The sequence below is a fragment of the Stenotrophomonas sp. Y6 genome, from assembly GCF_022436665.1.
Lineage (GTDB): Bacteria > Pseudomonadota > Gammaproteobacteria > Xanthomonadales > Xanthomonadaceae > Stenotrophomonas > Stenotrophomonas acidaminiphila_A.
In genome coordinates this window covers 480,131-506,118 of record NZ_JAKUKB010000003.1, presented here as the reverse complement: position 1 = coordinate 506,118, position 25,988 = coordinate 480,131, and the positions used below count along the sequence as shown (strand labels likewise).

Sequence of the window (25,988 nt, the reverse complement as noted above, 5' to 3'; positions counted from 1 at the left end):
GGCCGCGGCCGCGGCCACCCCCGCTACGCGCGCGGCACCCGCCGTGGCGCCCCCCGCCGCCAGCGCCGACGTCGACAAGGCCGCCAGCGACGATCTCCAGCAAGACCCCGACCCGGACACCCTGCTGCGCTACCAGCAGGCCGTTTCCAAGAAACTGGCCGCCACCCCGGGGGTGATCAGCGGCATCTGGCTGACCCGCTCCACCCTGTCGGTCGAACGCAGTGCCGACGACGCCACGGTGTGGCCGCTGATCTGCCGCGAGGTCGAGCATTACCCGGCGCTGCGCACCGTGCGCATCCAGCTCAATCCCCGCCCCGGCACCGGCGAGCCGGTGCGCTGGCGGCAGTGCCGGACCTTCTGACCCGTAGGTGCGGGGCTCGCCCCGCATGGGCGGTACGGTGAAATCCGCATACGGGGCAAGCCCCGCATCTACAACGGCGGCTGGTCAGCGGCCGCCCGGCGCGAAGCGCGCCACCAGGTCGTAGGCATCGCCGAGGAATTTCTGCCGCACCCAGGTGATGGGCATCTCGCCGCGCCAGGTCTGGCGGTCGATCACCAGGCAGGCGGTACCGACCGGCACCGCCAGCAGGGCGGCCTCGGCGGCGCTGGCGGCCACCGCGCTGATGCGGTGCTGGCCGCGTGTCCACGACACGTTCTGCAGCAGCCAGCTACCCGGCGCATGGGTGGAAAAATCCACCGCCAGCGTCTCCGGGACGGCCTCGGGGTTGATCAGGCGCCGCTCCAGCGCCAGCGGGCGGTCGTCGGCCAGGTGCAGGCAGCGCATCGCCAGCAGCTCGCCCTCGCCCACCAGCCGCCCTTCCTCCGGCGCGGCGGCATCGGCGCGCCGCAGTTGCCGCTCCAGCAACCTGAAACCGTAGCGGTGGCCACGCTCGTTCACCGCCAGCGCGATGTCGGGGATCTCCAGCGCCACCTGCTCCAGGTGCGGCGGTTGCCGCGCGACGAAGGAGCCGGCGCGGCGGCGGCGTTCGATCATGCCACTCTCGGCCAGCGCGGTGAGCACCTTGTTCACCGTCATCCGCGAACAGTCGTACTGCGCCATCAGCTCGTGTTCGTAGGGAATGCGGAAGCCCGGCGCCCACTCGCCGCTGAGGATGCGGCTTTCGATGTCGCCGCGGATGCGCTGGTTGAGGCTCGGCGCCTTCCTGTTCTTCACTCGTGATTCCTGCCTGGGGTCAGCCCAGTATCCGCTGCAACGCGACCCGATAGCGCGCGGCGATCGCATCGCGGTGCACATGGCGGCCGTCCCGCACCCACTGCCGGCCGCCGCGCCATACCGAACGCACCGCGCCGCCACGCGCGGCGAACACCCAGCTGTCCAGCAGCGCGTCGCCGGCGCGGCCCTGCAGCGACGCATGCGCGGTGTCGAGCTCGACCAGGTCCGCCGGCGCACCGAGCGCCAGGCCGGCAGCCACGCCCAGCGCCTGCGCGGCGCCTTCGTGCGCCTGCTGGTGCAGCCAGCGGCCACTGGAAAGCGAACCCGGCGAAACCACGTTGCGCCCGCGCAGCGCCAGCCGCTGGCCGTACTCGAGCAGGCGCAGTTCCTCGGCCGCGTCGATCAGCACGTTGGAGTCCGAGCCCACGCCGAAGCGGCCGCCGTGGTGCACGAAATCGCGCATCGGGAACAGGCCGTCGCCGAGGTTGGCCTCGGTGACCGGGCACAGCCCAGCCACCGCGCCGCTGGCGGCGATATCACGCACCTCGTCCTGCTCCAGGTGGGTGGCGTGCACCAGGCACCAGCGCGTGTCCACCGGTGCATGCTGCAGCAGCCAGCGCACCGGGCGCTGGCCGCTCCACGCCAGGCAGGCCTCGACCTCGCGCACCTGCTCGGCGATATGGATGTGGATCGGCCCCGGCGCCAGCTCCACCAGCGCCTGCAGCTGCTGCGGGGTGCAGGCGCGCAGGCTGTGCGGCGCCAGCCCCAGCACCGCGTCGGGCAGCGGCCGCAGCGCCTGCCGGCAGTCATCCAGCAGCGCCGCGAAGCCCTCGATGTCATGCAGGAAGCGGCGCTGCGCCGGCAGTGGTGCGGCACCGCCGAAATCGCTGTGCGCGTAGAACACCGGCAGCAGGGTCAGGCCCAGCCCGGTATCGGATGCGGCCGCGGCGATGCGCGCGGCCATCTCCGCGTGCCGGGCATAGCGCTGGCCATCGGGCGCGTGGTGCAGGTAGTGGAACTCGCCGACCCGGGTGAACCCCGATTCCAGCATTTCCATGTAAGCCTGCGCGGCCACCGCCTGGCACTCATCCGGGCCCAGCCGGTCCAGGAAGCGGTACATCAGCTCGCGCCAGCTCCAGAAGCTGTCGCCCGCGCGACCACCGACTTCGGTCAGGCCGGCCATGGCGCGCTGGAAGGCGTGGCTGTGCAGGTTGCCCAGCCCCGGCACCACCACGCCCAGCGGCTGCGCGCCCGGCTCGGCCGGCGCATCGGCGGTCACCGACACGATGCGGCCCTGCGCGCATTCGATACTCACCGCCTGTGCCCAGCCCTGCGGCAGCAGGGCGTGCGCGGCGTGGAAACGGACCGGACTGGAAACCTCGTTCGCCATCACTGGACACTCTCCGTGGGTGGTGATTATTGTATATACAAATAAACGCGGAAGGGTGCTCATGCACTGCGATACGGTCTGGCACAACGCCCATCTGATGACGCTCGACGATGCCGCCGGCGGCCTTGGCATCGTGCGCGACGGCGTGGTCGCCGCCCGCGACGGGCGCATCGTGCATGTCGGCCCCGCCGCCGCCGCGCCGGCCTTCGACGCCGCCCGGCGCATCGACTGCGGCGCCCGCTGGCTGGGCCCCGGCCTGGTCGACTGCCATACCCACCTGGTCCATGCCGGCAACCGCGCCAACGAGTTCGAGCAGCGCCTGCAGGGCGTGAGCTATGCCGACATCGCCCGCGCCGGCGGCGGCATCGTCTCGACCGTGCGCGCCACCCGCGAAGCCGACGACGCCGCACTGCTGGCGGCCACCCTGCCACGGCTGGACGCGATGCTCGCCGAGGGCGTCACCACCGTCGAGATCAAGTCCGGCTATGGCTTGACCCTGGACGCCGAGCGCAAGCAGCTGCGCGTCGCCCGGCAGCTGCCGCAACTGCGCCGGGTCGACGTGGTGACCACTTTCCTCGGCGCGCACGCGGTGCCGCCGGGCCGGCAGCCGCAGGAGTACATCGACGAGGTCTGCGAGGTGATGATTCCGGCCATCGCCGGCGACGGCCTGGCCGAAGCGGTGGACGTGTTCTGCGAGAACATCGCGTTCTCGCGCGAACAGGCCGCGCAGGTATTCGAGGCCGCGCACCGCCACGGGCTGGCGGTGAAGATCCACGCCGAACAGCTGAGCAACCAGCATGGCGCCGAGCTGGCGGCACGGCATGGCGCGCTGTCGGCCGACCACATCGAGCACCTGGACGAAGCCGGGATCGCCGCGATGCGTGCGGCCGGCACCGTCGCGGTGCTGCTGCCGGGCGCGTTCTACTTCACCCGCGACACCACCGTGCCGCCGATCCAGAAACTGCGCCAGGCCGGCGTGCCGCTGGCGCTGGCCACCGACAGCAACCCCGGCACCTCGCCGCTGACCAGCCCGCTGCTGGCGATGAACATGGGCGCGACCCTGTTCCGCATGACCGTGGACGAATGCATCGCCGGCTTCACCCGCGAGGCCGCGCGCGCGCTCGGCCGCTTCCACCGCATCGGCCGGCTCGCCGCGGGCATGGACTGCGACCTTGCCATCTGGGACATCGACGCACCGGCCGACCTGGTCTACCGCATGGGCTTCAACCCGCTGCACGCGCGCGTGTTCCGCGGCGAACCGGCAGCGTAGGCCCCGGGCCCGCCCGGGGCGGCCATTCCGGCAGCCCCCATGCGCCGCGGCGCCGCACCCGCGGAACCCCAAAACCCGTGCGCGGCAAGCCCCGCACCTACCCTTGAGAACCTGGAGTAACCCGATGAATTCGCCCCTCACGCTTCGTCCCGGCCATGTTCCGCTGGCCCAGTGGCGCCAGATCTACCGCGGCGCCCGCGTGCGCCTGGACGCCGCGGCGCAGGCCGCGGTGCTGCGCAGCGCGCAGGCGGTGGACGCCATCGTCGCCCGGGGCGAGCCGGTGTACGGCATCAACACCGGCTTCGGCAAGCTGGCCAGCGTGCGCATCGAGCGCGACGACCTGGAAACCCTGCAGCGCAATATCGTGCTGTCGCACGCCGCCGGCGTCGGCGAGCCGATGCCCGCCGACGTGGTGCGGCTGATGATGGCGCTCAAGCTGACCAGCCTGGCGCAGGGCGCCTCGGGCATCCGCCCGCAGACCCTGGCGCTGCTGGAGGCACTGCTGCAACACGATTTCGTGCCAGTGGTGCCGTGCCAGGGCTCGGTCGGCGCGTCCGGCGACCTGGCGCCGCTGTCGCACCTGGCCGCGGTGATGATCGGCGTCGGCGAGGCCTTCGTCGATGGCATGCGGATGCCCGCGGTCGATGCGCTGGCACGGATCGGCCAGGCGCCGCTGACGCTTGGCGCCAAGGAAGGCCTGGCGCTGCTCAACGGCACCCAGTACTCCACCGCCTACGCACTGGCCGGACTGTTCGAGATCGAGACCGTGTTCCAGGCCGCGCTGGTCACCGGCGCGCTGTCGGTGGAAGCGGCCAAGGGCTCGGACACGCCATTCGACCCGCGCATCCACCAGATCCGTGGCCAGCGCGGGCAGATCGCCACCGCCGCCGCGCTGCGCGCGCTGATGGCCGGCTCGGCCATCCGCGAATCGCACCGCGACAACGACGTGCGCGTGCAGGACCCGTACTGCCTGCGCTGCCAGCCGCAGGTGATGGGCGCGGCACTGGACGTGATGCGCCAGGCCGCGACCACGCTGGAGATCGAGGCCAACGGCGTATCCGACAACCCGCTGGTGTTCACCGATACCGGCGAAGCGCTGAGCGGCGGCAACTTCCATGCCGAGCCGGTGGCCTTCGCTGCGGACATGCTGGCGATGGCGGTGTGCGAGATCGGTTCGATCAGCGAACGCCGCACCGCGATGCTGGTCGACCCGGCGCTGAGCGGGCTGCCGGCGTTCCTGACCCCGAAGCCCGGCCTGAACTCGGGCTTCATGATCCCGCAGGTCACCGCCGCGGCGCTGGTGTCGGAGAACAAGCAGCGCGCCTACCCGGCCAGCGTCGATTCGATCCCGACCTCGGCCAACCAGGAGGACCACGTGTCGATGGCCGCGCACGGCGCGCGCCGCCTGCTGGCGATGGCGGAGAACGCCGCCAATGTCGTCGGCATCGAACTGCTGGCCGCCGCGCAAGGCTGCGATTTCCACGCCCCGCTGCGCTCCAGCGATGCGCTGGAAAACGTGCGCGCCAGCGTACGCGCGCAGGTGCCCACCTTGCAGGACGACCGCTACTTCCACCCGGACATGGTGGCCGCCACCGCGCTGGTGCGCACTGGCGCGCTCGCCCGCGGGCTGGAGGGCGTGCTGCCGCAGGTGGAGACGATGCAGTAAACGCCGGGCCCCTCTCCCATCAGGGTAGGAGGGGCTGCTTGCCGACCGCCGGTTCGCCGTACTGCCAACGCCGCTGCGCCAGCGCGCCGGCCGCGGCGCGAGGCCGGGGCCGGGGCCGGGGCCGGGGAGCGAACGGATCGCGGATGGTTCCGACATCGCCCGATCCACCCGCCCCCAACCGGCGCGTCGCGCCACCTTCTCCCGCGGGAGAAGGCAACCGCCACCTCCCGCCAACGACAACGACATGCCATGAAATCCCATCCCGACTGGCTGCAGATCCACGAAGGCGACGCCCCGCTGATCGTCAGCTTCCCGCATACCGGCACCGGGCTGCCGGATGAACTCGCCGGCCATTTCGTGTCGCCGTGGCTGGCGCGGCGCGATGCCGACTGGTGGGTGCATGAGCTGTATGCCTTCGCCCGCGACCTGGGCGCCACCACCGTGCGCACCGCGGTCTCGCGCTCGGTGATCGACGTCAACCGCGACCCATCCGGGGTTTCGCTGTACCCGGGCCAGAACACCACCGGGCTGTGCCCGACCACCACCTTCGACAACCAGCCGCTGTACCGCGCCGGCCACGAACCGGACGATGCGGAGATCGCGCGCCGCCGCGAAGCCTACTTCGCGCCCTATCACGCCGCACTGGCCGCGCAGATCGCGCGCCTGCGCCAGCGCCACCCCACCGTGGTGGTCTACGACGCGCACTCGATCCGCTCGCGCATCCCGCACCTGTTCGACGGCGAGCTGCCGCAGTTCAACATCGGCAGCGCCGGCCCCACCGGCGAGCCCGACACGTCCTGCGACAACGCGCTGACCGACGTGGTCGAGAACCTGTGCGCGCTCAGCGGCCTGGGCCATGTACGCAACGGCCGCTTCAAGGGCGGCTGGATCACCCGCCACTACAGCGACATTCCCGGCGGCGTGCACACCCTGCAGATGGAGCTGGGCTGCCGCGGCTACATGCACGAGCCCGCGCCCGCCGACGTGGACGAGCACAGCTGGCCTACGCCCTACGACCCCATCCACCCCACCGCGGTGCGCGACACCCTGCAACAGGTACTGCGCGCCTGCCTCGATTTCGCCCGGAGATATGCATGAACACCCGTCACGACCCTTCCCGCAGCCCCCGCGCGCCGCGCGGCAACACGCTCAACTGCAAGTCCTGGCAGACCGAGGCGCCGTTCCGCATGCTGCAGAACAACCTCGACGCCGAGGTGGCCGAAGACCCGGCCTCGCTGGTGGTCTACGGCGGCATCGGCCGTGCCGCGCGCGACTGGGAGAGCTACGACAGGATCCTGGAAACGCTCAAGCGGCTGGACGACAACCAGACCCTGCTGGTGCAGTCGGGCAAGCCGGTCGGCGTGTTCCCCACCCACCCCGATGCGCCGCGCGTGCTGATCGCCAACTCCAACCTGGTGCCGCACTGGGCCAACTGGGAACACTTCAACGCGCTCGATAAGAAAGGCCTGATGATGTACGGCCAGATGACGGCCGGCTCGTGGATCTACATCGGCAGCCAGGGCATCGTGCAGGGCACCTACGAGACCTTCGTCGAGATGGGCCGCCAGCACTACGGCGGCAGCCTCGCCGGCAAGTGGATCCTCACCGCCGGCCTCGGCGGCATGGGCGGCGCGCAGCCGCTGGCCGCCTCGCTGGCCGGCGCCAGCAGCCTGACCATCGAGTGTCGCCAGAGCAGCATCGACTTCCGCCTGCGCACCCGCTACGTGGACGAACAGGCCGCCGACATCGACGACGCGCTGGCGCGCATCGCCAGGTACACGGCCGCCGGTGAAGCCAGGTCCATCGCCCTGCTCGGCAATGCCGCCGAGATCCTGCCCGAGCTGGTGCGCCGTGGCGTGCGCCCGGACTGCGTCACCGACCAGACCAGCGCCCACGACCCGGTGCACGGCTACCTGCCGATCGGCTGGAGCGTGGAGCAGTGGCTGGCCGAACAGAAGACCCACCCGGAGAAGGTCCGCGACGCCGCCAAGGCGGCCATGCGCGTGCACGTGGAAGCCATGCTCGCCTTCCACGCGCAGGGCATTCCGACCGTCGACTACGGCAACAACATCCGCCAGATGGCGTTCGACGAAGGCCTGGAGAACGCGTTCGACTTCCCGGGCTTCGTGCCCGCCTACGTGCGCCCGCTGTTCTGCCGTGGCGTCGGCCCGTTCCGCTGGGTGGCGCTGTCCGGCGATCCGGAGGACATCTACCGCACCGATGCCAAGGTCAAGGAAATCATCGCCGACGACCCGCACCTGCACCGCTGGCTGGACATGGCGCGCGAGCGCATCAGCTTCCAGGGCCTGCCGGCGCGCATCTGCTGGGTCGGCCTGGGCCTGCGCCACAAGCTCGGCCTGGCCTTCAACGAAATGGTCCGCAACGGCGAACTGAAGGCACCGGTGGTGATCGGCCGCGATCACCTGGACAGCGGCAGCGTCGCCTCGCCCAACCGCGAGACCGAGGCGATGAAGGATGGCAGCGATGCGGTGTCCGACTGGCCGCTGCTCAACGCCATGCTCAACGTCGCCGGTGGCGCCACCTGGGTGAGCCTGCACCACGGCGGCGGCGTCGGCATGGGCTACAGCCAGCACTCCGGCGTGGTCATCGTCTGCGATGGCAGCGAAGCCGCCGACCGGCGCATCGCCCGCGTGCTGTGGAACGACCCGGGTACCGGGGTCATGCGCCACGCCGATGCCGGCTACGACATCGCCCTCGACTGCGCGAAGGAAAAGGGGCTGGACCTGCCGGGCATCCTCGGCTGATCCATCCCGCCGCTGGCGCGCCCCGTTGGCGGGGCGCGCCAGTGGCATGCCGACGGCGGCCCGGGTGCGGCGCCGGGATCGACCGCGCACCGGCCACGCCATCCGCCCGGTACCCGCCCACTTGCCGCCGCATCCGCAAAACGGCTGAATCCAAACCGCGCACTTGCTGCATCCAAGCCATGAACCCGCCCGATGGCGGCATGACAGCGAGGACGCATGCACACCCACCGCCCCCTTTCCCGTCGCACGCGCCTGATCGGCCGGCGACTCGTCGCCGGCTGTCGCGCCGCGGCCCTGCTGGCGTTCGCCGGCCCCGCGCTGGCCGCCACCGATGCCCGCCCGACGCTGCCGGACACCGCCACGGGCCGCGTCGCCCGGCAACTGCTCCAGCAGGTAGACAGCGCCGCGCCGGCACAGCTCGAGCAATGGCTGCCGGGCATCCTGTCCGACACCATCGGCGATCAGGACAAGGCCGCGTTCGTTGCCGGGCTGGTCTCGGCCGCACGCGACGGCGGCGGACTGGAGTTGTTGGATGTGCGCACCGATGCGCGGCATCCCGGCGTACTTGGCGTTGCCGTCAAGGCGCGCCGCGACGGTCGGCCGGCATTGCTGTGGTTGACCGGGGATCCGGACAACCCGGGACGGCTGTCCGAGGCGATGGCATTGCCGATGGACGATCCACGACTGTATGCCGGCTGGCCGACGCAGGGCGGCGCCACCGGGGCCGGGCTGACCCGCCTGCTGCGGGGCGCGCTCGACCGCCTCGCGCAGCACGAGGACTTTTCCGGCTGCCTGACCGTGCAGCAGGCCGGCAGCGTGGTGTTCGACGAATGCCGCGGCCTTGCAGAACGCAACTTCGGCGTGCCGGCCGATCACCGCACCCGCTTCCATGTCGGCTCGATCAACAAGATGTTCACCGCCGTGGCCATCGCGCAGCTGGTGGAGGCCGGCAAGCTGTCGTGGGACGACACCCTGGCACAGCACCTGCCCGAGTATCCCGACCAGGCCAGTGCGCGCCGTATCACCCTGTGGCAATTGCTGCACCACACCGCAGGGCTCGGGGATTTCCTGGTACCGGAGTACTTCGCCGATTCGCGGCGTTTCGTCGATCCGGGTGACTACCTGGAACTGATCGCGCGGCAACCACGCGTCGCCGAGCCCGGTACCCGATGGAACTACAGCAACGCCGGCTACATGCTGCTCGGCCGCATCGTCGAAAAAGCCTCTGCCGAGCCCTACGACCAGTACCTGCAGCGCAACGTCTTCGCCCCTGCGCAGATGCACGACAGTGGTTTCGACACGCTCGACCAGGTGGTGCCGCGGCTGGCGGTCGGCTACTACCGCGACGGGCTTTTCTCCAGCACCTGGAAAGCGGCCTGGCTCAAGCTCGGCTACAAGGGCGGCCCGGCCGGCGGGGGCTACTCCACGAACGCCGACCTGCTGCGGTTCGCACAGGCGCTGCGTGCCGGCAAACTGGTCACGCCGGCGACCCTGGAACAGATGTTCGCCGACCCGGTGCCTGCCGGACCCGGCGGCTATGCCGCCGGGTTTGGCGAACGGCTGTCGCACGGGCTGCATGTCCGCGGCCATGCCGGCGGCATCGAGGGCACCACGGCCAACCTGGCCATGGTCTGGGAAACCGGGGCAACCGTGGCACTGACCAGCAACCAGGGCGAGAGCCAGAACTGGATGCTCGCCGAACGCATCGCGGACCTGCTCGCGGCCAGCGCGCAGCCGCGCTGATCAGCCGCCCCCGGATCTGCGTTCCGCCCGTTTCCGTCCTTACCCGCACCTGCCACCGCTACAAGGAGCCATACGATGGACTTTCTCCTCATTCCCCTGGTCGTGATGCTCGCGCCCGTGCTGATCGTGCTGATCGTGCTGCGCTACCGCTACCTGCAGACCCAGGCCCGGTACACCGCCCTGCTGGCGCTGGCCGACAAGGGCGTGGACCTGGGCTCGCAGTGGCTGCAGCCATCGGCGGCGGACGTCCAGCGGCGCCACGGGCTGGTCCTGGTCGGCGGCGGGCTCGGGCTGATGGCGATGTTCCTGGCCCTGCCCGGCGGGTTCGACAACGGCCTGGCGGTCAGCCGGCTGTGGGGCATCGGCCTGCTGCCCCTGGCCACCGGCCTGGGGTACCTGGCCAGCGCCTACCTGGACCGCCGGGACGGCGTGCGTGGCTGACAATGCCGCGGCCGCGCGCGTGGACCAGGCCCTGGCCGCACGCGCCCGGCACGGCGACCGCCAGGCGTTCGAACAGCTGGTCCGACGGCACCAGGGCATGGTGCGCGCGCAGTTGCGGCGGCTGCTGCATGGCGACCATGCCCTGGCCGACGATCTGGCCCAGGAGACCTTTCTCCTGGCCTGGCGCAAGCTGGCCCAGTTCCGCGGCGATGCACAGTTCTCGACATGGTTGTACCGCATCGCCTACACCTGCTTCCTGCAGGCACGCCGCCAACCCACACAGCGCGAGCGCACGGAAGCGGAAGGCCTGGCGCTGCTGCAGGCACCGGCAGACGGCGTGGACCTGCAGGTGGACCTGCAGCGCTGTATGGGCCGCCTGTCCACTGCAGAACAGGCCGTGCTGCTGCATTGCGTGCAGATGGGCCTGAGCCATGACCAGGCGGCCTATGTGCTGGCGATGCCGCTGGGCACGGTCAAGACCCACGCCCTGCGCGGCAGGGCCAAACTCAAGGCATGCCTGGCGGCGTGGCGCGCTGACGACAGCGAGGAAACACACCCATGAATGATCCACGACAACGCGACCTGGGCACGCTCCTGCGCCGCGAATTCGAAGGCCCGGTTGCGGACGACGGTTTCAGCGACCGGGTGATGCGACGGTTGCCGCCACGCCGCAGCCTCCGCTGGCCGCTGTGGCTGGGGCTTTCCGTGGGCGCGGGTGCCGCCGGGTGGGCACTTGCGCAGACGCCCCTGCTCCGCGTCGGCTGGCAGGAGTGGCTCGCGGGCCAGTTCTCGGCTGCCGGTATCGGCATGTGGCTCATGTCGATGGGCATCGCCTGGCTGGTGGCCGCCTGGGCACTGTCGGCAGACGCGTCACGCTGAGCGCTGGCCAGCGGGTGGACACGGAATCGCCGCCACGGCACCCTGCCGCGACGCAAAGCCCTCGCCGACGGTACCCACGCGCATGCCTGCAATGCCCTGCGCAACCGGAAAGACAGCCTGGGCGACTCATTCACCGGACCGCCCCATGAACCCGATCATCCGCGATGAAACGCCAGGCGACGTGGACGCCATCGCCCGCGTCACCGGGGCGGCGTTCGCCAACGCTGCGCATGCCAGCCACACCGAACAGTTCATCGTCGGTGCATTGCGCGAGGCCGGGCAGCTGTGCGTTTCGCTGGTGGCGCTGGAGGGCGACGACCTGGTCGGCCATGTCGCGCTGTCGCCGGTGACGTTGTCCTCGGGCGACACCGGCTGGTATGGGCTGGGTCCGATCTCGGTGCGCCCGGACCGGCAGGGCCACGGCATCGGCGCGGCGCTGATGGCCGCAGCCATCCGGCGGCTGCAAACGATGGGCGGCGCCGGCTGCGTGCTGCTGGGCGATCCACGCTACTACGCGCGCTTCGGGTTCCGGGCATGCCCACAACTGGTACTGCCCGGTGTCCCCGCGGCGTATTTCCAGGCCTTGCCGCTGGCCGGAAAAATACCGGTCGCCGAAGTGAGCTATCACCCGGCCTTCGAAGCCGTTGGCTGATGGCGCCGCGTGCACAGCGCCGGCGCGTGGAGGGTGTTCGTGGCGCGCGACCGGGGCGTCGCCAGCGCTCCAGCGCGCGGCAGTGGCGGCGTCCGCCCGTCCGCGCAAGCCTGGCGCGCCTCAGTGGCTGGCGCGTCCGGCGTCCTTGCCGCCGCCCTGCGCAGCCGTGCGGCTTTGCGCGAACGCCGGGAACGTCTTGGCCAGCGGTTCCTTGTCCGGGAGGATGTAGAACACGCCGCCACGCTCGAACGTCTGGCGCACGACCTGCTCGTAGAACGCCGGCGAGACGTTGATGCAGCCATGGGTAATGCGGTTGTCGTCCGGCGTCGGCGAGGCCAGCCGTTCCGGGCGCCGTTCGGCGGGCACGCCGGTGGCGGTCGGATGGATCGATACCGCAGAGTCGTAGTCAACCCACAACACGCGGCCGGCATCCAGCGAGGGACCGTAGCCGCCGACGAAGCGACCGGCGGGCGTGGTGCGGTCGCGGCCGGGGATCTCGCGCAGCGCCAGCCCGGCGATGCCCGGGGCGATGTGGTCGCCGACCGCAGAGCCGAACAGCGCAGGCGCCGCGCCGCGCAGCCGGCCGTCCCCCCCAAACACCAGGATCTGCGCCGCGGCCTTGTCCATGATCGCGAACGGATAGCCTTCGGTGTCGCGGGTGGCCACCACCCAGCCGGCCAGCGCGATCACCGTATCGGACACTTCCTGCCCCGGCGGCAGCTCATCGACGGCGGCCGCGGCCACGCCGGCGGTGTCTTGGGCGCCGGCCGTGTCCTGGGCGCTGGCCGTGGCGACGCCGGCGCAGGCCAGGGCGAGGGCCAGCGCGCTCGCGCGGAAGGCGCGGATTGCAGCGTGTCGGTACATGCGGAACGGGCTCTCCCTGGATACGTCGAGCGCGTGGGGAAGCGGATCCAGTGGCCGTGGCCGGCCACCGGAACCGGGTTCATGGATGCACCACGCGGGGTGCGAAACGATCAACCGCGCGCAGCGCGGCGCGGGGCGGTTTCAAGCTGCTGGACGCGGCCTTCGATCTGGTCCAGGCGCTGGTTGGCGCGCTGCGCGGACTGGTTGGCCGATTCGGCACTCTGCGCCGCACCCTGCACTTTCGCGTCGAGCTGGTCGAGGCGGCTGTTGATGTTGGCGAACTCGTTCTTGTAGGTCGCGCAGGCGCCAAGGCCGAGGGTGGCGACGAGTGCGACAGCCAGCATGCCTGCGCTCTTGAGATGTTGTCGGGTCATGAACATTCCACTCCTGCTTCGTCGGGGGAGCCTGGAATATAGCGGCCTTTTCGTGGATGCAAGGACCACGCCTTCAGCTGATGTTGGCACACGTGGATGGGCTGTGAAGATGCGGAAACGGGCGGGATTCATGCTTTCAATCCGGCAATTCACCGTGCAATGCGCAGCATCCCGACATGCCATCACGAACCTGTCTGAGGCGATTGCGGGTGATGAAAGAACCGGTATCCGGCATCGATCGCGCGTGCTTGTGCAGATGTCGGTAGTGCACCGGCAAGGCTGGTCACCCACACGCCACCGGGCACGTGATGTCCAACGCGCACATCGCATTCTTTCCGGGTTTGTGCGCCCGGCGACACGACGTTCGATGGCGGCCGGCATCAGAGCGAACGGACGACTGCACGCAGCCGCCCTCATCGTTCGCCGGATGTCACCCCGCCGGCCAACACCTGCGGGGTGCGGGCCGGCATGGGGCAATCGTTCCGCCATTGCATCGGCCGGCGCTCCGCCCAGAGAACCAACACTTCGTTGCCGTCATGCCCTGCGCGCGTGCGCCCTGCCCGGCGCTGCTGGCGGCATCAACGGAACTCGAACAGTTCGCGGTGCAGGCGGTCTTCCGGTACCCCGGTTTCGCGCATCAGCTGGCGTACCTGCTTCAGCAGTCCGCCCGGACCGCAGAAATGGATGCTCGGCGCCGATGCACCGCTCTCCTCGACCAACCGGGTGAAGCGACTGCGGAACCCGGCATCGCCCGGGCCGGTGGCGATCTCGACCAGCTCGACCCCGCGCCGCGCGGCCAGGCCCTGCAGGTCCAGCACCTCGGGAAGCTCGCGTCCGGGCGTGTAGAAGTGGAAGAAGGTCACCCGCTCCAGCCCCACCGCATCGGCATCCTGCAGCCAGGAGATGAACGGGGTCACGCCGACACCGCCGGCGATCCAGATTTCCCGGCCATCGTCCGGCGCCCGCAGGAAACGCCCGAACGGCGCATACACCTCGGCCAGCAGGCCCGGCCTGGCCTCGCGCACCAGGCGCTCGGTGTAGTCGCCCAGCGCACGCACCATGAAAGCGATGCCTCCATCGGTGCGTCCGGCGCTGGCAATGGTGAAAGGGTGCGGCTCGCGCAGGCCGTCGTGCTCGAACGACAGGAAGGCGAACTGGCCGGGCTGGAACGGAATCCCCCTGCCCTCCGGCCGCAGCTGCAGGTAGACCGCATTGCCGGTTGAAGACACCGCATCCAGCCGGTAGCGCGCGTGCCGCGACCACAGCGGATACAACAGCAGCTTGTAGAACGCCGCCGCCACGCCGAGCAGCGACAGCAGTGCCAGCCACACGCCGGCCGGGCTGCCCAGCACGATGGGCGACTTGAAGCTGAGCCAGTGCGCGATCACGACCAGGAACAGCGGCCCGGACAGCCTGTGCCACCAGCGCCAGCTGCGATATGGGATCTTGCGGTTCAGTGCCAGCAGCACGATCAGCATGATCGCCACGAAGCTGAGCTGGCGGACCAGGCGCGTCACTGGCCCGGGCAGCGCCAGGATCGGCGCCACCTCCCACGCCTGCGCACCCGCCTTGAAGACCAGGTGTATCGAGGCGAACACCAGCGCCCACACACCCAGCCACTTGTGCGTCTCGTACACGCGGTCCAGGCCATCGAACAGCGACTCGACGATCTTCCAGCGCGCGCCAAGCACCGCGGCCAGTGCCATCAGCGAAACCGCGGTGACGCCCGAGCCCAGGCTGAGCATGGCCGTTGTCGGCCAGGTGCTGCGCGGAACCGCTAGTGCCGGCAACAGGAATCCGGCCAACACCACCGGAATGATCAGTGAACGCGAACCCAGCCGCATGCCGAACCCCGCCATCGTGAAGGGACGACACGAGTATGAACCGCCGGCCGCTCGATCGAAGTGATCCGAATCAATCAATCGCGGCGAGCAACGCTGCGCCACGCACCGCCGCTGCCGACCACGACGGGACCGCCACGGTGCGCGACCGTGCCATTGACCATCCGGCGATGCTGCGTTCCCCGGCGGTGCGGACATCCCCCCCCATGCCGGGGATTGGCACCCTGGCATGGCGCGCGACCGGCACCTTGTGTGGAAGTGCTGATGAAGAAGCCGGCCTTCCCACTGCCCGTCGCCGTCACGGGGCTGCGCACCGGCATGGCGGTGGTCCCCAGTCGCGTCCGGGGCTGCCAGCCCCCAGCTCCAGCGTGGATACGGGCGGCGGACAGCCAAGGCGACAGCAGGATCTCGAGGGGCAGGCCACACGCGTGGCTGGCGCGGCTTCCGGTACGCGGTACAGGAGCCCGCATGCACGGGCTTCCCGTAGCGCAGTATCCGCCGGGCGGCTTACTTGTCCGCGGCCGCCTGTGCCGGTGCGTTCTTCACGTAGCGGTCGAACCAGGCCAGCATTTCCGCCACCAGCTGCGCGTTGGATTCCAGCGCGGTGTACCAGTGCGGCTCGTGCGGCAGCATCACCAGGCGGGTGGTACCGCCATTGCCGCGGATCGCCTGGTAGAGCTTGCGCGACTGGAACGGCTCGGTGCCGGGGTTGGCGTCGTCCTCGCCGTGCACCAGCAGCAGCGGCAGCTTGATCCTGTCGGCATAGAAGTACGGCGAGGCCTTCAGGTACACATCCTGCGCCTGCCACACCGAGCGGCGCTCGTTCTGGAAGCCGAACGGGGTGAAGGTCTTGTTGTACGAGCCGCTGGTGGCCACGCCGGCCTTGAACAGGTCGGTGTGGGCGATCAGATTGGCGGTCATCAGCCCGCCGTGGCTGTGCCCGGTGACACCGATGCGGTTGCGGTCCACCACGCCCAGCTCGACGGCCTTGTCCACCGCGGCCCTGGCGTCGGCGGTGAGCTGCTCCAGGTAGGTGTCGTAGGCCGTCTTCGGGTCACCGACGATGGGGAACGAGGCATTGTCGATGATCGCGTAGCCGGCCAGCAGCATCAGCCGGTAGGGCGCCAGGCGGGTGAAGGTCTGCTGCGAGCCGGACACCTGCCCGGCCTGCGCGCTGCTGGCGAAATCGGCTGGATAGGCATACAGGATGGCCGGCAGGCGCTGCCCTTCCTTGTAGCCCGGCGGGGTGTACAGGGTGAAGGACAGGTCGACGCCGTCGGCACGCTTGTAGGTGACCAGCCGCTTCTGGATCTGCCGCACTTCCGGGGTGGGGTCGGCGACCCGGGTCAGCCGGCGGCCTTCGGCGGCGTACTGGGCCTCGCCGTCGCGGGCCGTGGCAGCGCGCGCACCCAGCTCGCGCAGCCAGGCATTGGGCGGATCGATCACCGACTGGTGCCAGGTGAGGTAGCGGCCCGGTTCGGCGGTGAAGCCGAGGAACTGGTCGTAGGCGTCGGTGGCACTGCGGAACAGGCGCTCGCTCTTGAGCGTGGCCAGGTCCAGGCGGTCGAGGAACGGACGGTCGCCCTGCGGCGAACTGCCCTGCCCGCGCAGGAATACCTTGCCGTCCTCCTCGCGCACCACCACCGCGCCGTTGCCCAGGCGCTGGTAGACGAAGGTGCCGGGGTCGGCATACAGCTCATCGCTGGACAGGTCCCACAGCAGCCGCGCGGCCTGCTTCGGGTCGTCGATGTCGACGATGCGGGTCTGCCGCCAGTGGCGGTTCTCGTCGTACTCGCTGAGGAAACTGCGCTGCGGCTGCGCGGTCCAGTCGAAGCCGGCATAGCGCTGCGTGGTGCGGGCGATCTCGCGCGGCGCGGCGGTGAACGGTGCCGACTGCAGCATCAGCCGGTCGCGCTGCGGCACGCTGACATTCCAGTCGCCCTTGTCCAGCGCCTCGGCCCACACCAGGGTGGCCGGGTCGGTCGCGCGCCAGTCGAAATCACGCGGCCCCTCCGGCACGCCGTGCACCGGCACGCGCTCGGCCAACGGCAGCGAGGCGATGCGGGTGCGCTTGCCGGTGGTCACGTCCAGCACGTCCACGTCGTAGCCGAAGCGCTGGTAGGTTACCGCGTGCGAGAACGGCGGCTTGAGGGTCTGGGTGAGCACATGCACGCCGTCGGGCGCGCCGTTAACGCCGTTGTACAGCTGCGGCGCGCCCACCGCGCGGACCTCGCCGGAGCCGGCCTCGACCACCGCCAGCTGCGACAGGCCGTAGTAGGCGAACAGGCGTTCGTCATGGGCGCTGGTCAGGGTGTCGCGGGTTTCGTAGGTGCTGCTCTCGCCCTTGGCACCGAGCGATTCCTGTACGTCCGGGCCGTACACGTCGTCACCGGCGGGCGCCGGCCCCTGGTCGGCCGGCACCAGCTTGACCAGCAGGCGGCTGCCGCCGTCCAGCCACTGCACGGTACTGCCGAACATGGGGTTCAGGCGCACGCCGGGCACCTGCCGGACCTGGCCGCTGGCGGCATCGCCCACCCACAGCTGCACCGCGTCGGCGACCACGTTCTGGAAGGCGAAGCGGCGGCCATCCGGCGACCACAGCGCCCCGCCGGCACAGGCGTCACCCGGCAGCGGCACGCGGGTGTGTTCGCCGCTGGCGATATCGACCAGGGTGAAGTCGGCCACGCAGGCGGGGATGCCGTAGCCGCCCGGGGTATCGTGGCGGCTGCGGTTGCCGGGCTCCAGGCGCAGCCCGGCCAGCTTCAGGTACGGCCGGGCGACGCGGCTGATCGACGGATAGGTCTGGCTGGTGGTCAGCAGCAGGCGCCTGCCGGTAGGGTCGACGCTGGGCATCGGCGGTGGCGGCGCCGTCAATACCTTCAACAGTTCGGCCGGCGGCTTGGCGTATTCGGCATGCGCAGGCATGCTGGGCAACACGGCGGCAGCGGCCGCGGCCAGTGCCGCGGACCAGGCGGTGAAACGGATGCTCATGGTGTCCCTCATGCGCTGGAATGGTGCCGGCCCGGATGCTGGCGGCAACCGAATCTAGCACCGCCGGGGGAGCGGCCGGATGGGCCGGAAGCAAGGGGGGGCGCCACCACCCCGCTGCTGCCGCGGCGGGCGGCCGAAGATGCGTACTGGGTGAGAGAACGACAGCGCCATACTTGCTATGTTGCCAAGGCCATGAAACCCGCCGCCGGATCGCCGACGCCCTCTTCGCTGCCGCATGAGCTGCGCAGTGCTCCGCTGCGCACCATTGCCCCGGTCGCCGCCCTGGCGCTGCTGGCGTTCGCCGGCTGGCTGGCGTGGCAGCGGCTGCCGCTGCAGGCACTTGCGGCACTGGCCTGCGCGGTGCCGGCGGTGGTCGCCACCTGGCTGGTGCACAAGCGCGCGGCGCAGCTGTCCAGCGCCGGCCTGCTGCTGTGCCTGGTGAACGTGGCCGGCTGCCTGCTGGCCGCCGGCGAACTGGGCCACCGCGCCCTGCCGTGGTCGCTGCTGACGCTGATGGCCAACTTCTTCCTGGTGCACAACCGCATCGCCACGCCGGCGAACCTGCTGCTGGTGGCCGGGCTGCTGCTGATCCCCGGCGTGCTGCGCAGACCGGCGCTGGACCTGCAGGCGCTGGTGGTGATGGCGCTCATCCTGGGGTTCGGTTTCCGCTTCTCGCGGCGACTGCAGGGCGACCGCACGCGGCTGGAACAGCTGGCGTCGCTGGACGAGCTGACCGGGCTGCCGAACCGCCGCGCGCTGGAAAAGACCCTGGTGCAGCAGATCGGCAGCGCCCGCAACGGGCGTTTCCGGCATGCGCTGGTGATCCTGGACATCGACCATTTCAAGGACGTCAACGACCACTACGGGCATACCGCCGGCGACAACGCGCTGGTCGAGCTGGCGGCGATCCTGCGGCTGGAGCTGCGCGAGCAGGACAAGGTGTTCCGCTTCGGCGGCGAGGAGTTCGTGATCCTGGCCGAGGCCGGCAGCCGCGAGTCGCTGGCCAGCTTCACCGAGCGGGTGCGCGAATCCGTGCAGCAGTTGCTGCACGGCCCGGGCGGCGGCATCACCATCTCGCTCGGTGCGGCCATGTATGCCGGCGAGCAGTACTGGCAGGACTGGTTCTCGCGCGCCGACGCGGCGCTGTACCTGGCCAAGGGCAACGGCCGCAACAGCGTGGTGATCGCCGACGACCCGGGCTGAGGCCGGCGGCACGACCGGCGGGAAGGGATCGCCGACGACCCGGGCTGAGGCCGGCGGCACGACCGGCGGGAAGGGAATGGGCCGCGTGCACCGCGCGTCCGGGGCGGCGGCTACGCCGTCGGTCACGACCGCAGTGGAATGAGGCGGCTCCGGGCGCGGCGCTCCCGTGCACGGCCTGCGGCGGTGGTGTTGACCGCAGGGTGATTCCCGGCGACGGCCGGAAGTGGAACCGGCGACGCGAACCGCGAAAAGCGGAAGCGCCGCATGCGCGGCGCTTCCGGGGTGGGTACTACGCGCCGGTCACGAGCGCAGTGGAATGACGCGGATCTCGACGCGGCGGTTCTGGGCGCGGCCGGCATCGGTGTCGTTGCTGGCGATCGGGTAGTTCTTGCCGGCGCCCAGGGTCTCGATGCGCTCGCGCTGCACGCCCTGCGCGGCGAGGTAGGCGGCCACGGCGTCGGCACGTTCCTTGGAGATGCGGTTGTTGACCGCGTCGCTGCCGATGCTGTCGGTGTGGCCGACCACTTCGATCATGGTCTGGTTGTATTCGGCCAGGGTCGCCGCGACACCGTTGAGGGCGCCGTAGAACTGCGGCTTGAGCGTGGTCTTGTTGAAATCGAAGGTGATGCCGTCGGGCAGGTTCAGGGTGATGTTGTCGCCCTGCCGCTGCACGTCGATGCCGGTGTTGGCGGTGCGCTCGCGCAGGGCGCGCTCCTGGCGGTCCTGGTAGTTGCCGATGGCGGCACCGGACAGCGCGCCGATGCCGGCGCCGACCATGGCGCGCTGGCGGCGCTCGGTGGCGTTGTCGCCGCTGAGCAGGCCCGCGGCCACGCCGATGGCGGTACCGATCAGCGCGCCCTTGCCGGTGCGGTTCTGCTGCTGGGTGGGGTTGCCGTACGGATCACTCTGCACATAGGAGCCGCCGGTGGCGCAGGCCGACAGCACGGCGGCGGTCACCAGGCCGATGGAAAGGTTGCGGATAACGGTGCGGGTGGTCATCGGGGAATCTCCGTCTGGTGCCGGCCGTGCCGGCGTGGATTGCGCGGGCAGCATAAACAGCCAGGCGCGAGTGGCGGATGACGAAACCACGCGGCCACCGGGCTCCATTCAGGTACCTGTCCAGGATTGCAATCGTGGCGACCCGGGCCTTCCCCGCGCCCATGCGCGGCATCGCCGGCAGGTGCCGGGCATCCTTGTGCCCCCCGAGAGTCCTCCGACGGCCGGCTACGATGCCGGGCGGCGACGCCCGCCGATGCTAGTCCACCGCCGGCGACCAGCTGGCGCCGTAGAGCTGCCACTGCCCGTCGACCTGCCGCCAGTGGCTGGTGACCTGCTGCAGCTGCCCGCGCTCGGGCAGGAAGCGGCCGTCGCCCCCGGTGAGCAGCACACTGAAGCGGACGGTCGCGGTATCCCCCTGCCCCATCTCGACCCGCAGCGGGCCGGTGCGCGCGCCGACCCGGGCGTTGAGCAGCAGTTGCGCGCGCAGCAGCCGGTCCAGGCCAGCGCGGTCCAGGGTGTCATTGCCGATGAAGTCGGCGGCGACGCCCGCCATGAAATCGCGCGGTTCGCCCTGTTCCACCGCGGCCTGCATCCGCGCCACGGTGTCGCGCAGGCGCTGCTCCGGCGCCTGCCGCGTGCAGGCGCACAGCACCAGCACGATCAGCGCAATACGCACGCAGTTGAAGACCGTTCGGATCATCGCTCCCTTCGCCTTTTCCATTCTGGACGGTATGCTGCGGCAACGGCCACCGTCGGCGCATGGCCGCCATACCAACTAGACCACAACCATTTCCTGGAGGGGAAGATGAATCAGGAACGTCCCTGGCTGCAGAGTTATCCCGCCGGCGTGCCGGCCGAGATCGACGTCGATGAATTCCGCTCCGTGGCCGCGGTGTTCGATGCCTCCGTAGCCAAGTTCCGTGACCGTCCCGCCTACTCCAACTTCGGCAAGGTGCTGACCTACGGGCAGGCCGATGCCCTGGTGACCCAGTTTGCCGCCTACCTGCTGGGCGAGCTGCAGCTGAAGAAGGGCGACCGCGTGGCGGTGATGATGCCCAACTGCCTGCAGTACCCGATCGCCACCTTCGGCATCCTGCGCGCGGGCCTGACGGTGGTGAACGTCAACCCGCTGTACACCCCGCGCGAGCTGAAGCACCAGTTGGTCGATTCCGGCGCCTCGGCGCTGGTGGTGGTGGACAATTTCGGCGACACGGTGCAGCAGGTGATCGCCGATACGCCGGTCAGGCAGGTGATCACCACCGGGCTGGGCGACATGCTCGGCTTCCCCAAGGGCGCGATCGTCAATTTCGTGCTCAAGTACGTCAAGAAGATGGTGCCCGACTACCGCATCAAGGGCACGATCCGCTTCCGCGAGGCGCTGCGCCTGGGTGCGCGCCACCCCATGCCGCCGGTGGAGATCAGCCACGACGACATCGCCTTCCTGCAGTACACCGGCGGCACCACCGGGGTGGCCAAGGGCGCCATGCTGACCCACCGCAACCTGGTGGCGAACATGCAGCAGGCGTCGGCGTGGATCTCCGCCTCGGGGGTCAAGCCCGGCGAGGAGGTGATCATCACCGCGCTGCCGCTGTACCACATCTTCGCGCTGACGGCCAACGGCCTGGTCTTCATGAAGCTGGGCGGCCTGAACCACCTGATCACCAACCCGCGCGACATGAAGGGCTTCGTCAAGGAGCTGCGCAACAACCGCTTCACCGCCATCACCGGAGTCAACACGCTGTTCAACGGCCTGCTCAACACGCCCGGCTTCGAGGACGTGGACTTCTCCTCGCTCAAGGTCACCCTGGGCGGCGGCATGGCGGTGCAGCGGGCGGTGGCCGAACGCTGGAAGAAGATCACCGGCACCACCCTGGTGGAGGCCTACGGCCTGACCGAAACCTCGCCGGCGGCCTGCATCAACCCGCTGGACCTGGCCGAGTACAACGGCGCCATCGGCCTGCCGATTCCGTCCACCGACGCCTGCGTGAAGGACGATGACGGCAACATGCTCGCGGTCGGCGAGGTCGGCGAGCTGTGCATCCGCGGCCCGCAGGTGATGAAGGGCTACTGGCACCGCCCGGACGAGACCGCCAAGGCGATGGACGCCGGCGGCTGGCTGCATACCGGCGACATGGCGCGCATGGACGAGAAGGGCTTCTTCTACATCGTCGATCGCAAGAAGGACATGATCCTGGTGTCGGGCTTCAACGTGTACCCGAACGAGGTCGAGGACGTCATCGCGATGATGCCCGGCGTGCTGGAAGTGGCCGCGGTCGGCGTGCCGAACGAGAAATCCGGCGAGGTGGTCAAGGTGGTCATCGTCAAGAAGGACCCGAACCTGACCGAGGAGCAGGTCAAGGAGTTCGCCCGCGCCAACCTGACCGGCTACAAGCACCCGCGCATCGTCGAGTTCCGCAAGGAGCTGCCCAAGACCAACGTCGGCAAGATCCTGCGCCGCGAACTGCGCGACGCCCCGCCGGCCGGCTGAAGCCCGCCTGTCCAGCCGTGCCCCTGAAGGCCCCGCCGGCCCCCGGCGGGGCCTTTGCGCATGCGCCGGACCATGGCGCGTGTAGGATCGCGGAGTGCCAGCGTCCGGCCCGCCGCCCACGCTTCCGATTCTGCGGGCCTCCTGCAAGGACCCAGCCCATGAACGCGATCGAACTGTTGCCCGTCGGCACCCCCGCCACCGACTACGCCACCCCCTACTCCACCATCCGCGTGCACGACGACGCCGTCGGCGACGTGCATTGGCTGCACATGCACGCCGACGCCGGCCCGGGCGTGCGTCCCTGCTTCCGCAAGCCGCTGATGACCGAGATGCACGCCTACCTGGACGGCATCAGCGGCGACCCGCAGGCCCGTCCCGGGCGCCTGCGCCACCTGGTGCTGGCGTCGGCGGCCGACGCCTTCAACCTCGGCGGCGACCTGGATGTGTTCTCCGCGCTGATCCGCGCGCGCGACGGCGACGGCCTGCTGCGCTACGCGCGCAGCTGCGTCGACGGCGTGTACCGTTTCCATGCCGGACTGGACGGCAGCTTCCGCACCATCGCCCTGCTGCAGGGCGATGCGCTCGGCGGCGGCCTGGAGATGGCCCTGTCCTGCCACACCATCGTCGCCGAGGAAGGCGTCGGCATGGGCCTGCCCGAAGTGCTGTTCGGCCTGTTCCCGGGCATGGGCGCCTACAACTTCCTGAGCCGGCGGGTGTCGCCGCAGCTGGCCGAGCGCATCATCCTCGAGGGCCGTGTGTACAGCGCCGAGGAAATGCATGCCATGGGCGTGGTCGACGTCCTGGTGCCGCGCGGCCACGGCGAACAGGCGGTCAACGACCTGATCCGGCAGCAGCAGCGCATCCCGCAGTCGTACCTGGCGATGAACGCGGTACGCGGCATTTCCAACCGGGTCGACTACCAGGAGCTGATGGACATCACCCGGGTCTGGGTGGATGCGGCGCTGGCGCTGGACGAGAAGTCGCTGCGCACCATGGACCGGCTGGTCAAGGCGCAGACCCGCCGCAGCGGCCAGGTGCGGGGTTGAACCGCACCGGGACGGCGATGGAACTCAGCCGGTCACGTCGTCGTGCGATTGCGCGCGCCCCTGGGCGCGCGCGTCCAGCGCCTGGCGTCCCTCCTGCAGCGCGGCACCGATGCGCGCGTGCAGCGGCTTCCATTCGCCCTTGAGTTGCCAGTCGGCCATGCGCATCAACTCTCCCCCCTGCCGGGCGACTTTCAGCAACCCCAGGTTGGCGGCCACGCCCTTGATCGCATGGGCGTGTTCGCGCAGCCGCGTCCAGTCCTCGCCCCGCGCATCGCCGGGCAAGGCGCCGATGCCGCTCTCCAGGTCCTCCAGGCACTGGCGCACGAACTCGCGCTCGAAGCCCTTGCCCATGCCCAGCGCGGTCAGCTCGTCGAGCACGCCGGTATCGAGCACCGCGTCGCCGTCGGCGAAGGTGGGAATCACCGCGGCCATGTCGCGGCTGCCGGCCGCCGCGCCGCTGGCGATGTCGGCCATGGTCTCCAGCAGCCGGGCCGCCACCACCGGCTTGGCCATGAACGCGTGCGCCCCGGCCTGGTTGCAGCGCTGGATGGCCTCGGGCGTGACATCGGCACTGAGGATCACCACCGGCGTGCGCGGGCCGCCACCGGCCTGCATCACCCGCAGCTCCCGGAGCAGGTCCAGCCCGCTCATGCCGGGCATGTGCAGGTCGGTGATGGCCACGTCGAACTCGCGCGCGGCCATGGCATCGAGCGCCTCCTCGGCGCCGTGCACGCAGGTGACGCGGTGGCCGGCCTTCTGCAGCAGCCGCTGCAGCACCATGCGGTTGGCCTCGTGGTCGTCGGCCACCAGGATGTCCAGGCTGCGCACGCGCGCGCGGTGGCGGCGGAACGGGTCGGTGAAGGCGATGACGTTGCCGGGGTCCTCGGCGGCCGCGGCCTCGCTGCCCGGCACCGCCCCGGCCTCGGCCACGGGCGTGGCCAGTGCCCGGCCCAGCGGCAGCTCCACCCAGAAGCAGCTGCCGGCCGGCAGGTTCTCGCGGTAACCGATCTCGCCGCCCATGGCCTGGGCCAGGCCCTTGGCGATGGCCGTGCCCAGTCCGGTGCCCTCGTGGCGCCGGGCCATGGACACGTCGGCCTGCTCGAAAGCGTCGAACAGCCGCGGCCGCAGCGCAGCCGGCACGCCGATGCCGGTATCCAGGATCTCGAAGCGCAGCCGCAGCGGCACGTCCTGCCCCGACTGGCTGACCGACACCCGGATTTCCACCTGGCCATGGTCGGTGAACTTGACCGCGTTGCCGGCCAGGTTGAGCAGGATCTGGCGCAGGTGGCCCACATCGCCATGCAGCCCGTCGGGCACCCCGGACTCGACGAACACGCGGTAGTCCAGGCGCTTGGCGCGCGCCTGCGGGGCCAGGATCAGGCCGATCGAGTGCACCAGCTCGGCCAGCGAGAAATCGCGGGCGTTGATGCGCAGCTTGCCGGCCTCGATCGCGGAAATGTCCAGCACTTCCTCCACCAGCGCCAGCAGGGTCCGCGCCGAGGCCTGGATCGTGCCCAGGCACTCGCGCTGCTCTTCGTCCAGGCGGGTGGTGGCGAGCAGTTCGGTCATGCCGGACAGGCCGTTGAGCGGGGTCCGGAATTCGTGGCTCATGTTGGCCAGGAAGCGGCTCTTGGCGTCGCTGGCGCGGCGCGCCTCGGCCATCGCCCGGGTCAACTGCCGCAACAGGCTGGAAAAATACAGCGGGATCGCCGCCAGCCCGACCAGCAGGCCGATGCCCAGCGCCAGGTTGCGCTGCCAGTAGTCGCTCAGCGCCAGGGTGATGCCGAAGCTGGTGGTGGCCATGACCACGGCCAGCATCAGGTAGCGGTTGCCGAAGCGCATGCCGTTGCCGACGGTGACCCACATCACCACCACGTAGATGCAGGCCATCGGCTCGCCGATGGTGCTCATCGCCGCGGACATCAGCGCGTAGTCGTCGACCATGCCCAGGATCCGACGCAGGTCCGAGCGTCCCGGCTTCCACAGCAGCCAGCCCATCAGCACCAGCGACAGGCCCTGGGCGATCAGGATCAGGGTGATCACCAGCTGCAGTTGCCCCGGCGGCAGGCTCCAGCGCTTGGCCGACAACAGCACGTAACACAGGATCAGCGCGATCATCACGATGCGCACCAGCGCCTGCGCGTGCTCGCTGTCCCCGCGTTGCCGCAGGCGCTGGCGCAGCCAGGCGAACGCGCTCGTCAT

21 protein-coding genes and 1 pseudogene are annotated in these 25,988 nt (G+C 70.3%); 13 read left to right on the top strand and 9 right to left on the bottom strand.

All coding sequences use genetic code 11. The features are described from left to right. Window positions 1-361: pseudogene (locus MKP15_RS05760) on the top strand (hypothetical protein); the annotation flags it as partial. 84 nt (window positions 362-445) lie between these two features. Here the strand turns inward: MKP15_RS05760 and hutC are convergent. Both hutC and MKP15_RS05750 read right to left on the bottom strand, forming a co-directional pair. Further along, the gene (gene hutC / locus MKP15_RS05755; protein ID WP_104938882.1) at window positions 446-1,174 is read right to left on the bottom strand and encodes a histidine utilization repressor; all 729 of its coding nucleotides are present in this window, start codon (window positions 1,172-1,174) and stop codon (window positions 446-448) included. Between the two features lie 19 nt (window positions 1,175-1,193). After that, a complete protein-coding gene (locus MKP15_RS05750; protein WP_240212070.1) occupies window positions 1,194-2,564 on the bottom strand; it encodes a formimidoylglutamate deiminase in 1,371 nt (456 codons plus the stop codon). Between the two features lie 61 nt (window positions 2,565-2,625). Between MKP15_RS05750 and hutI the strand changes: the two genes are divergently transcribed. The 9 genes from hutI (at window position 2,626) to MKP15_RS05705 (ending at window position 11,980) form a co-directional block, all read left to right on the top strand. Next, window positions 2,626-3,834: an imidazolonepropionase gene (gene hutI, locus MKP15_RS05745; protein ID WP_240212069.1), complete on the top strand. Its 1,209-nt coding sequence runs from the start codon at window positions 2,626-2,628 to the stop codon at window positions 3,832-3,834. A gap of 124 nt (window positions 3,835-3,958) precedes the next feature. Continuing rightward, window positions 3,959-5,500 carry a histidine ammonia-lyase gene (hutH, locus tag MKP15_RS05740; RefSeq protein WP_240212068.1) on the top strand — a complete coding sequence of 514 codons (1,542 nt, stop codon included), beginning with the start codon at window positions 3,959-3,961 and terminating at the stop codon, window positions 5,498-5,500. Window positions 5,501-5,749: 249 nt separating this feature from the next. Further along, the gene (gene hutG, locus MKP15_RS05735) at window positions 5,750-6,598 is read left to right on the top strand and encodes an N-formylglutamate deformylase (protein ID WP_240212067.1); all 849 of its coding nucleotides are present in this window, start codon (window positions 5,750-5,752) and stop codon (window positions 6,596-6,598) included. Next, entirely contained in the window at window positions 6,595-8,265 is a 1,671-nt protein-coding gene (gene hutU, locus MKP15_RS05730; RefSeq protein ID WP_104938887.1) for a urocanate hydratase, read from the top strand. Before hutG ends, hutU begins: the two co-directional genes overlap by 4 nt. Before the next feature lie 216 nt (window positions 8,266-8,481). Next, window positions 8,482-10,008 (top strand): serine hydrolase domain-containing protein, encoded by a 1,527-nt coding sequence (locus MKP15_RS05725; RefSeq protein ID WP_240212066.1) that lies wholly within the window; start codon window positions 8,482-8,484, stop codon window positions 10,006-10,008. A gap of 75 nt (window positions 10,009-10,083) precedes the next feature. After that, complete coding sequence (locus tag MKP15_RS05720) at window positions 10,084-10,449, top strand: DUF6249 domain-containing protein (RefSeq protein WP_240212065.1); 366 nt, start codon at window positions 10,084-10,086, stop codon at window positions 10,447-10,449. Next, the gene (locus MKP15_RS05715; protein WP_240212064.1) at window positions 10,442-11,011 is read left to right on the top strand and encodes a sigma-70 family RNA polymerase sigma factor; all 570 of its coding nucleotides are present in this window, start codon (window positions 10,442-10,444) and stop codon (window positions 11,009-11,011) included. Before MKP15_RS05720 ends, MKP15_RS05715 begins: the two co-directional genes overlap by 8 nt. Further along, window positions 11,008-11,328: a hypothetical protein gene (locus tag MKP15_RS05710; RefSeq protein ID WP_240212063.1), complete on the top strand. Its 321-nt coding sequence runs from the start codon at window positions 11,008-11,010 to the stop codon at window positions 11,326-11,328. The genes MKP15_RS05715 and MKP15_RS05710 overlap by 4 nt, the downstream gene beginning before the upstream one ends. Before the next feature lie 145 nt (window positions 11,329-11,473). Beyond that, complete coding sequence (locus MKP15_RS05705) at window positions 11,474-11,980, top strand: N-acetyltransferase (RefSeq protein WP_240212062.1); 507 nt, start codon at window positions 11,474-11,476, stop codon at window positions 11,978-11,980. A 120-nt stretch (window positions 11,981-12,100) separates the two neighbouring features. On the opposite strand, the gene MKP15_RS05700 is transcribed toward MKP15_RS05705, so the two are convergent. The 4 genes from MKP15_RS05700 to MKP15_RS05685 form a co-directional block, all read right to left on the bottom strand. Further along, window positions 12,101-12,802, bottom strand: coding sequence for a hypothetical protein (locus MKP15_RS05700; protein WP_343160614.1), 702 nt, complete (start codon window positions 12,800-12,802; stop codon window positions 12,101-12,103). A gap of 152 nt (window positions 12,803-12,954) precedes the next feature. Then, on the bottom strand, window positions 12,955-13,224 hold the full coding sequence (locus MKP15_RS05695; RefSeq protein WP_240212060.1) for a hypothetical protein: 270 nt from the start codon (window positions 13,222-13,224) through the stop codon (window positions 12,955-12,957). 572 nt (window positions 13,225-13,796) lie between these two features. Further along, the gene (locus MKP15_RS05690) at window positions 13,797-14,963 is read right to left on the bottom strand and encodes a ferredoxin reductase family protein (RefSeq protein ID WP_240212059.1); all 1,167 of its coding nucleotides are present in this window, start codon (window positions 14,961-14,963) and stop codon (window positions 13,797-13,799) included. A gap of 603 nt (window positions 14,964-15,566) precedes the next feature. Then, a complete protein-coding gene (locus MKP15_RS05685) occupies window positions 15,567-18,050 on the bottom strand; it encodes a prolyl oligopeptidase family serine peptidase (RefSeq protein WP_240212058.1) in 2,484 nt (827 codons plus the stop codon). 192 nt (window positions 18,051-18,242) lie between these two features. Here MKP15_RS05685 and MKP15_RS05680 point away from each other — a divergent pair, with 192 nt between their 5' ends. Further along, window positions 18,243-19,253 carry a GGDEF domain-containing protein gene (locus MKP15_RS05680; protein WP_240212057.1) on the top strand — a complete coding sequence of 337 codons (1,011 nt, stop codon included), beginning with the start codon at window positions 18,243-18,245 and terminating at the stop codon, window positions 19,251-19,253. Between the two features lie 300 nt (window positions 19,254-19,553). Here MKP15_RS05680 and MKP15_RS05675 read toward each other — a convergent pair whose 3' ends face one another. Both MKP15_RS05675 and MKP15_RS05670 read right to left on the bottom strand, forming a co-directional pair. Beyond that, window positions 19,554-20,252 carry an OmpA family protein gene (locus tag MKP15_RS05675; RefSeq protein WP_104938896.1) on the bottom strand — a complete coding sequence of 233 codons (699 nt, stop codon included), beginning with the start codon at window positions 20,250-20,252 and terminating at the stop codon, window positions 19,554-19,556. Between the two features lie 256 nt (window positions 20,253-20,508). After that, window positions 20,509-20,952 (bottom strand): nuclear transport factor 2 family protein, encoded by a 444-nt coding sequence (locus MKP15_RS05670; RefSeq protein WP_240212056.1) that lies wholly within the window; start codon window positions 20,950-20,952, stop codon window positions 20,509-20,511. Window positions 20,953-21,057: 105 nt separating this feature from the next. Between MKP15_RS05670 and MKP15_RS05665 the strand changes: the two genes are divergently transcribed. Together MKP15_RS05665 and MKP15_RS05660 are read left to right on the top strand one after the other, a co-directional pair. Then, window positions 21,058-22,740 carry a long-chain fatty acid--CoA ligase gene (locus MKP15_RS05665; RefSeq protein WP_104938898.1) on the top strand — a complete coding sequence of 561 codons (1,683 nt, stop codon included), beginning with the start codon at window positions 21,058-21,060 and terminating at the stop codon, window positions 22,738-22,740. Between the two features lie 158 nt (window positions 22,741-22,898). Beyond that, entirely contained in the window at window positions 22,899-23,786 is an 888-nt protein-coding gene (locus MKP15_RS05660; RefSeq protein ID WP_240212055.1) for a crotonase/enoyl-CoA hydratase family protein, read from the top strand. Window positions 23,787-23,810: 24 nt separating this feature from the next. Here MKP15_RS05660 and MKP15_RS05655 read toward each other — a convergent pair whose 3' ends face one another. After that, entirely contained in the window at window positions 23,811-25,988 is a 2,178-nt protein-coding gene (locus MKP15_RS05655) for a response regulator (RefSeq protein WP_240212054.1), read from the bottom strand.

Excerpts from the sequence above, each read along its gene's own strand:
- MKP15_RS05750 (WP_240212070.1), bottom strand. The coding sequence starts at position 2,564 with ATGGCGAACGAGGTTTCCAGTCCGGTCCGTTTCCACGCCGCGCACGCC.
- hutI (WP_240212069.1), top strand. The coding sequence starts at position 2,626 with ATGCACTGCGATACGGTCTGGCACAACGCCCATCTGATGACGCTCGAC.
- hutH (WP_240212068.1), top strand. The coding sequence starts at position 3,959 with ATGAATTCGCCCCTCACGCTTCGTCCCGGCCATGTTCCGCTGGCCCAG.
- hutG (WP_240212067.1), top strand. The coding sequence starts at position 5,750 with ATGAAATCCCATCCCGACTGGCTGCAGATCCACGAAGGCGACGCCCCG.
- hutU (WP_104938887.1), top strand. The coding sequence starts at position 6,595 with ATGAACACCCGTCACGACCCTTCCCGCAGCCCCCGCGCGCCGCGCGGC.
- MKP15_RS05725 (WP_240212066.1), top strand. The coding sequence starts at position 8,482 with ATGCACACCCACCGCCCCCTTTCCCGTCGCACGCGCCTGATCGGCCGG.
- MKP15_RS05720 (WP_240212065.1), top strand. The coding sequence starts at position 10,084 with ATGGACTTTCTCCTCATTCCCCTGGTCGTGATGCTCGCGCCCGTGCTG.
- MKP15_RS05710 (WP_240212063.1), top strand. The coding sequence starts at position 11,008 with ATGAATGATCCACGACAACGCGACCTGGGCACGCTCCTGCGCCGCGAA.
- MKP15_RS05705 (WP_240212062.1), top strand. The coding sequence starts at position 11,474 with ATGAACCCGATCATCCGCGATGAAACGCCAGGCGACGTGGACGCCATC.
- MKP15_RS05695 (WP_240212060.1), bottom strand. The coding sequence starts at position 13,224 with ATGTTCATGACCCGACAACATCTCAAGAGCGCAGGCATGCTGGCTGTC.
- MKP15_RS05690 (WP_240212059.1), bottom strand. The coding sequence starts at position 14,963 with ATGCTCAGCCTGGGCTCGGGCGTCACCGCGGTTTCGCTGATGGCACTG.
- MKP15_RS05685 (WP_240212058.1), bottom strand. The coding sequence starts at position 18,050 with ATGAGCATCCGTTTCACCGCCTGGTCCGCGGCACTGGCCGCGGCCGCT.
- MKP15_RS05680 (WP_240212057.1), top strand. The coding sequence starts at position 18,243 with ATGAAACCCGCCGCCGGATCGCCGACGCCCTCTTCGCTGCCGCATGAG.
- MKP15_RS05675 (WP_104938896.1), bottom strand. The coding sequence starts at position 20,252 with ATGACCACCCGCACCGTTATCCGCAACCTTTCCATCGGCCTGGTGACC.
- MKP15_RS05670 (WP_240212056.1), bottom strand. The coding sequence starts at position 20,952 with ATGATCCGAACGGTCTTCAACTGCGTGCGTATTGCGCTGATCGTGCTG.
- MKP15_RS05665 (WP_104938898.1), top strand. The coding sequence starts at position 21,058 with ATGAATCAGGAACGTCCCTGGCTGCAGAGTTATCCCGCCGGCGTGCCG.
- MKP15_RS05660 (WP_240212055.1), top strand. The coding sequence starts at position 22,899 with ATGAACGCGATCGAACTGTTGCCCGTCGGCACCCCCGCCACCGACTAC.
- MKP15_RS05655 (WP_240212054.1), bottom strand. The coding sequence starts at position 25,988 with ATGACGAGCGCGTTCGCCTGGCTGCGCCAGCGCCTGCGGCAACGCGGG.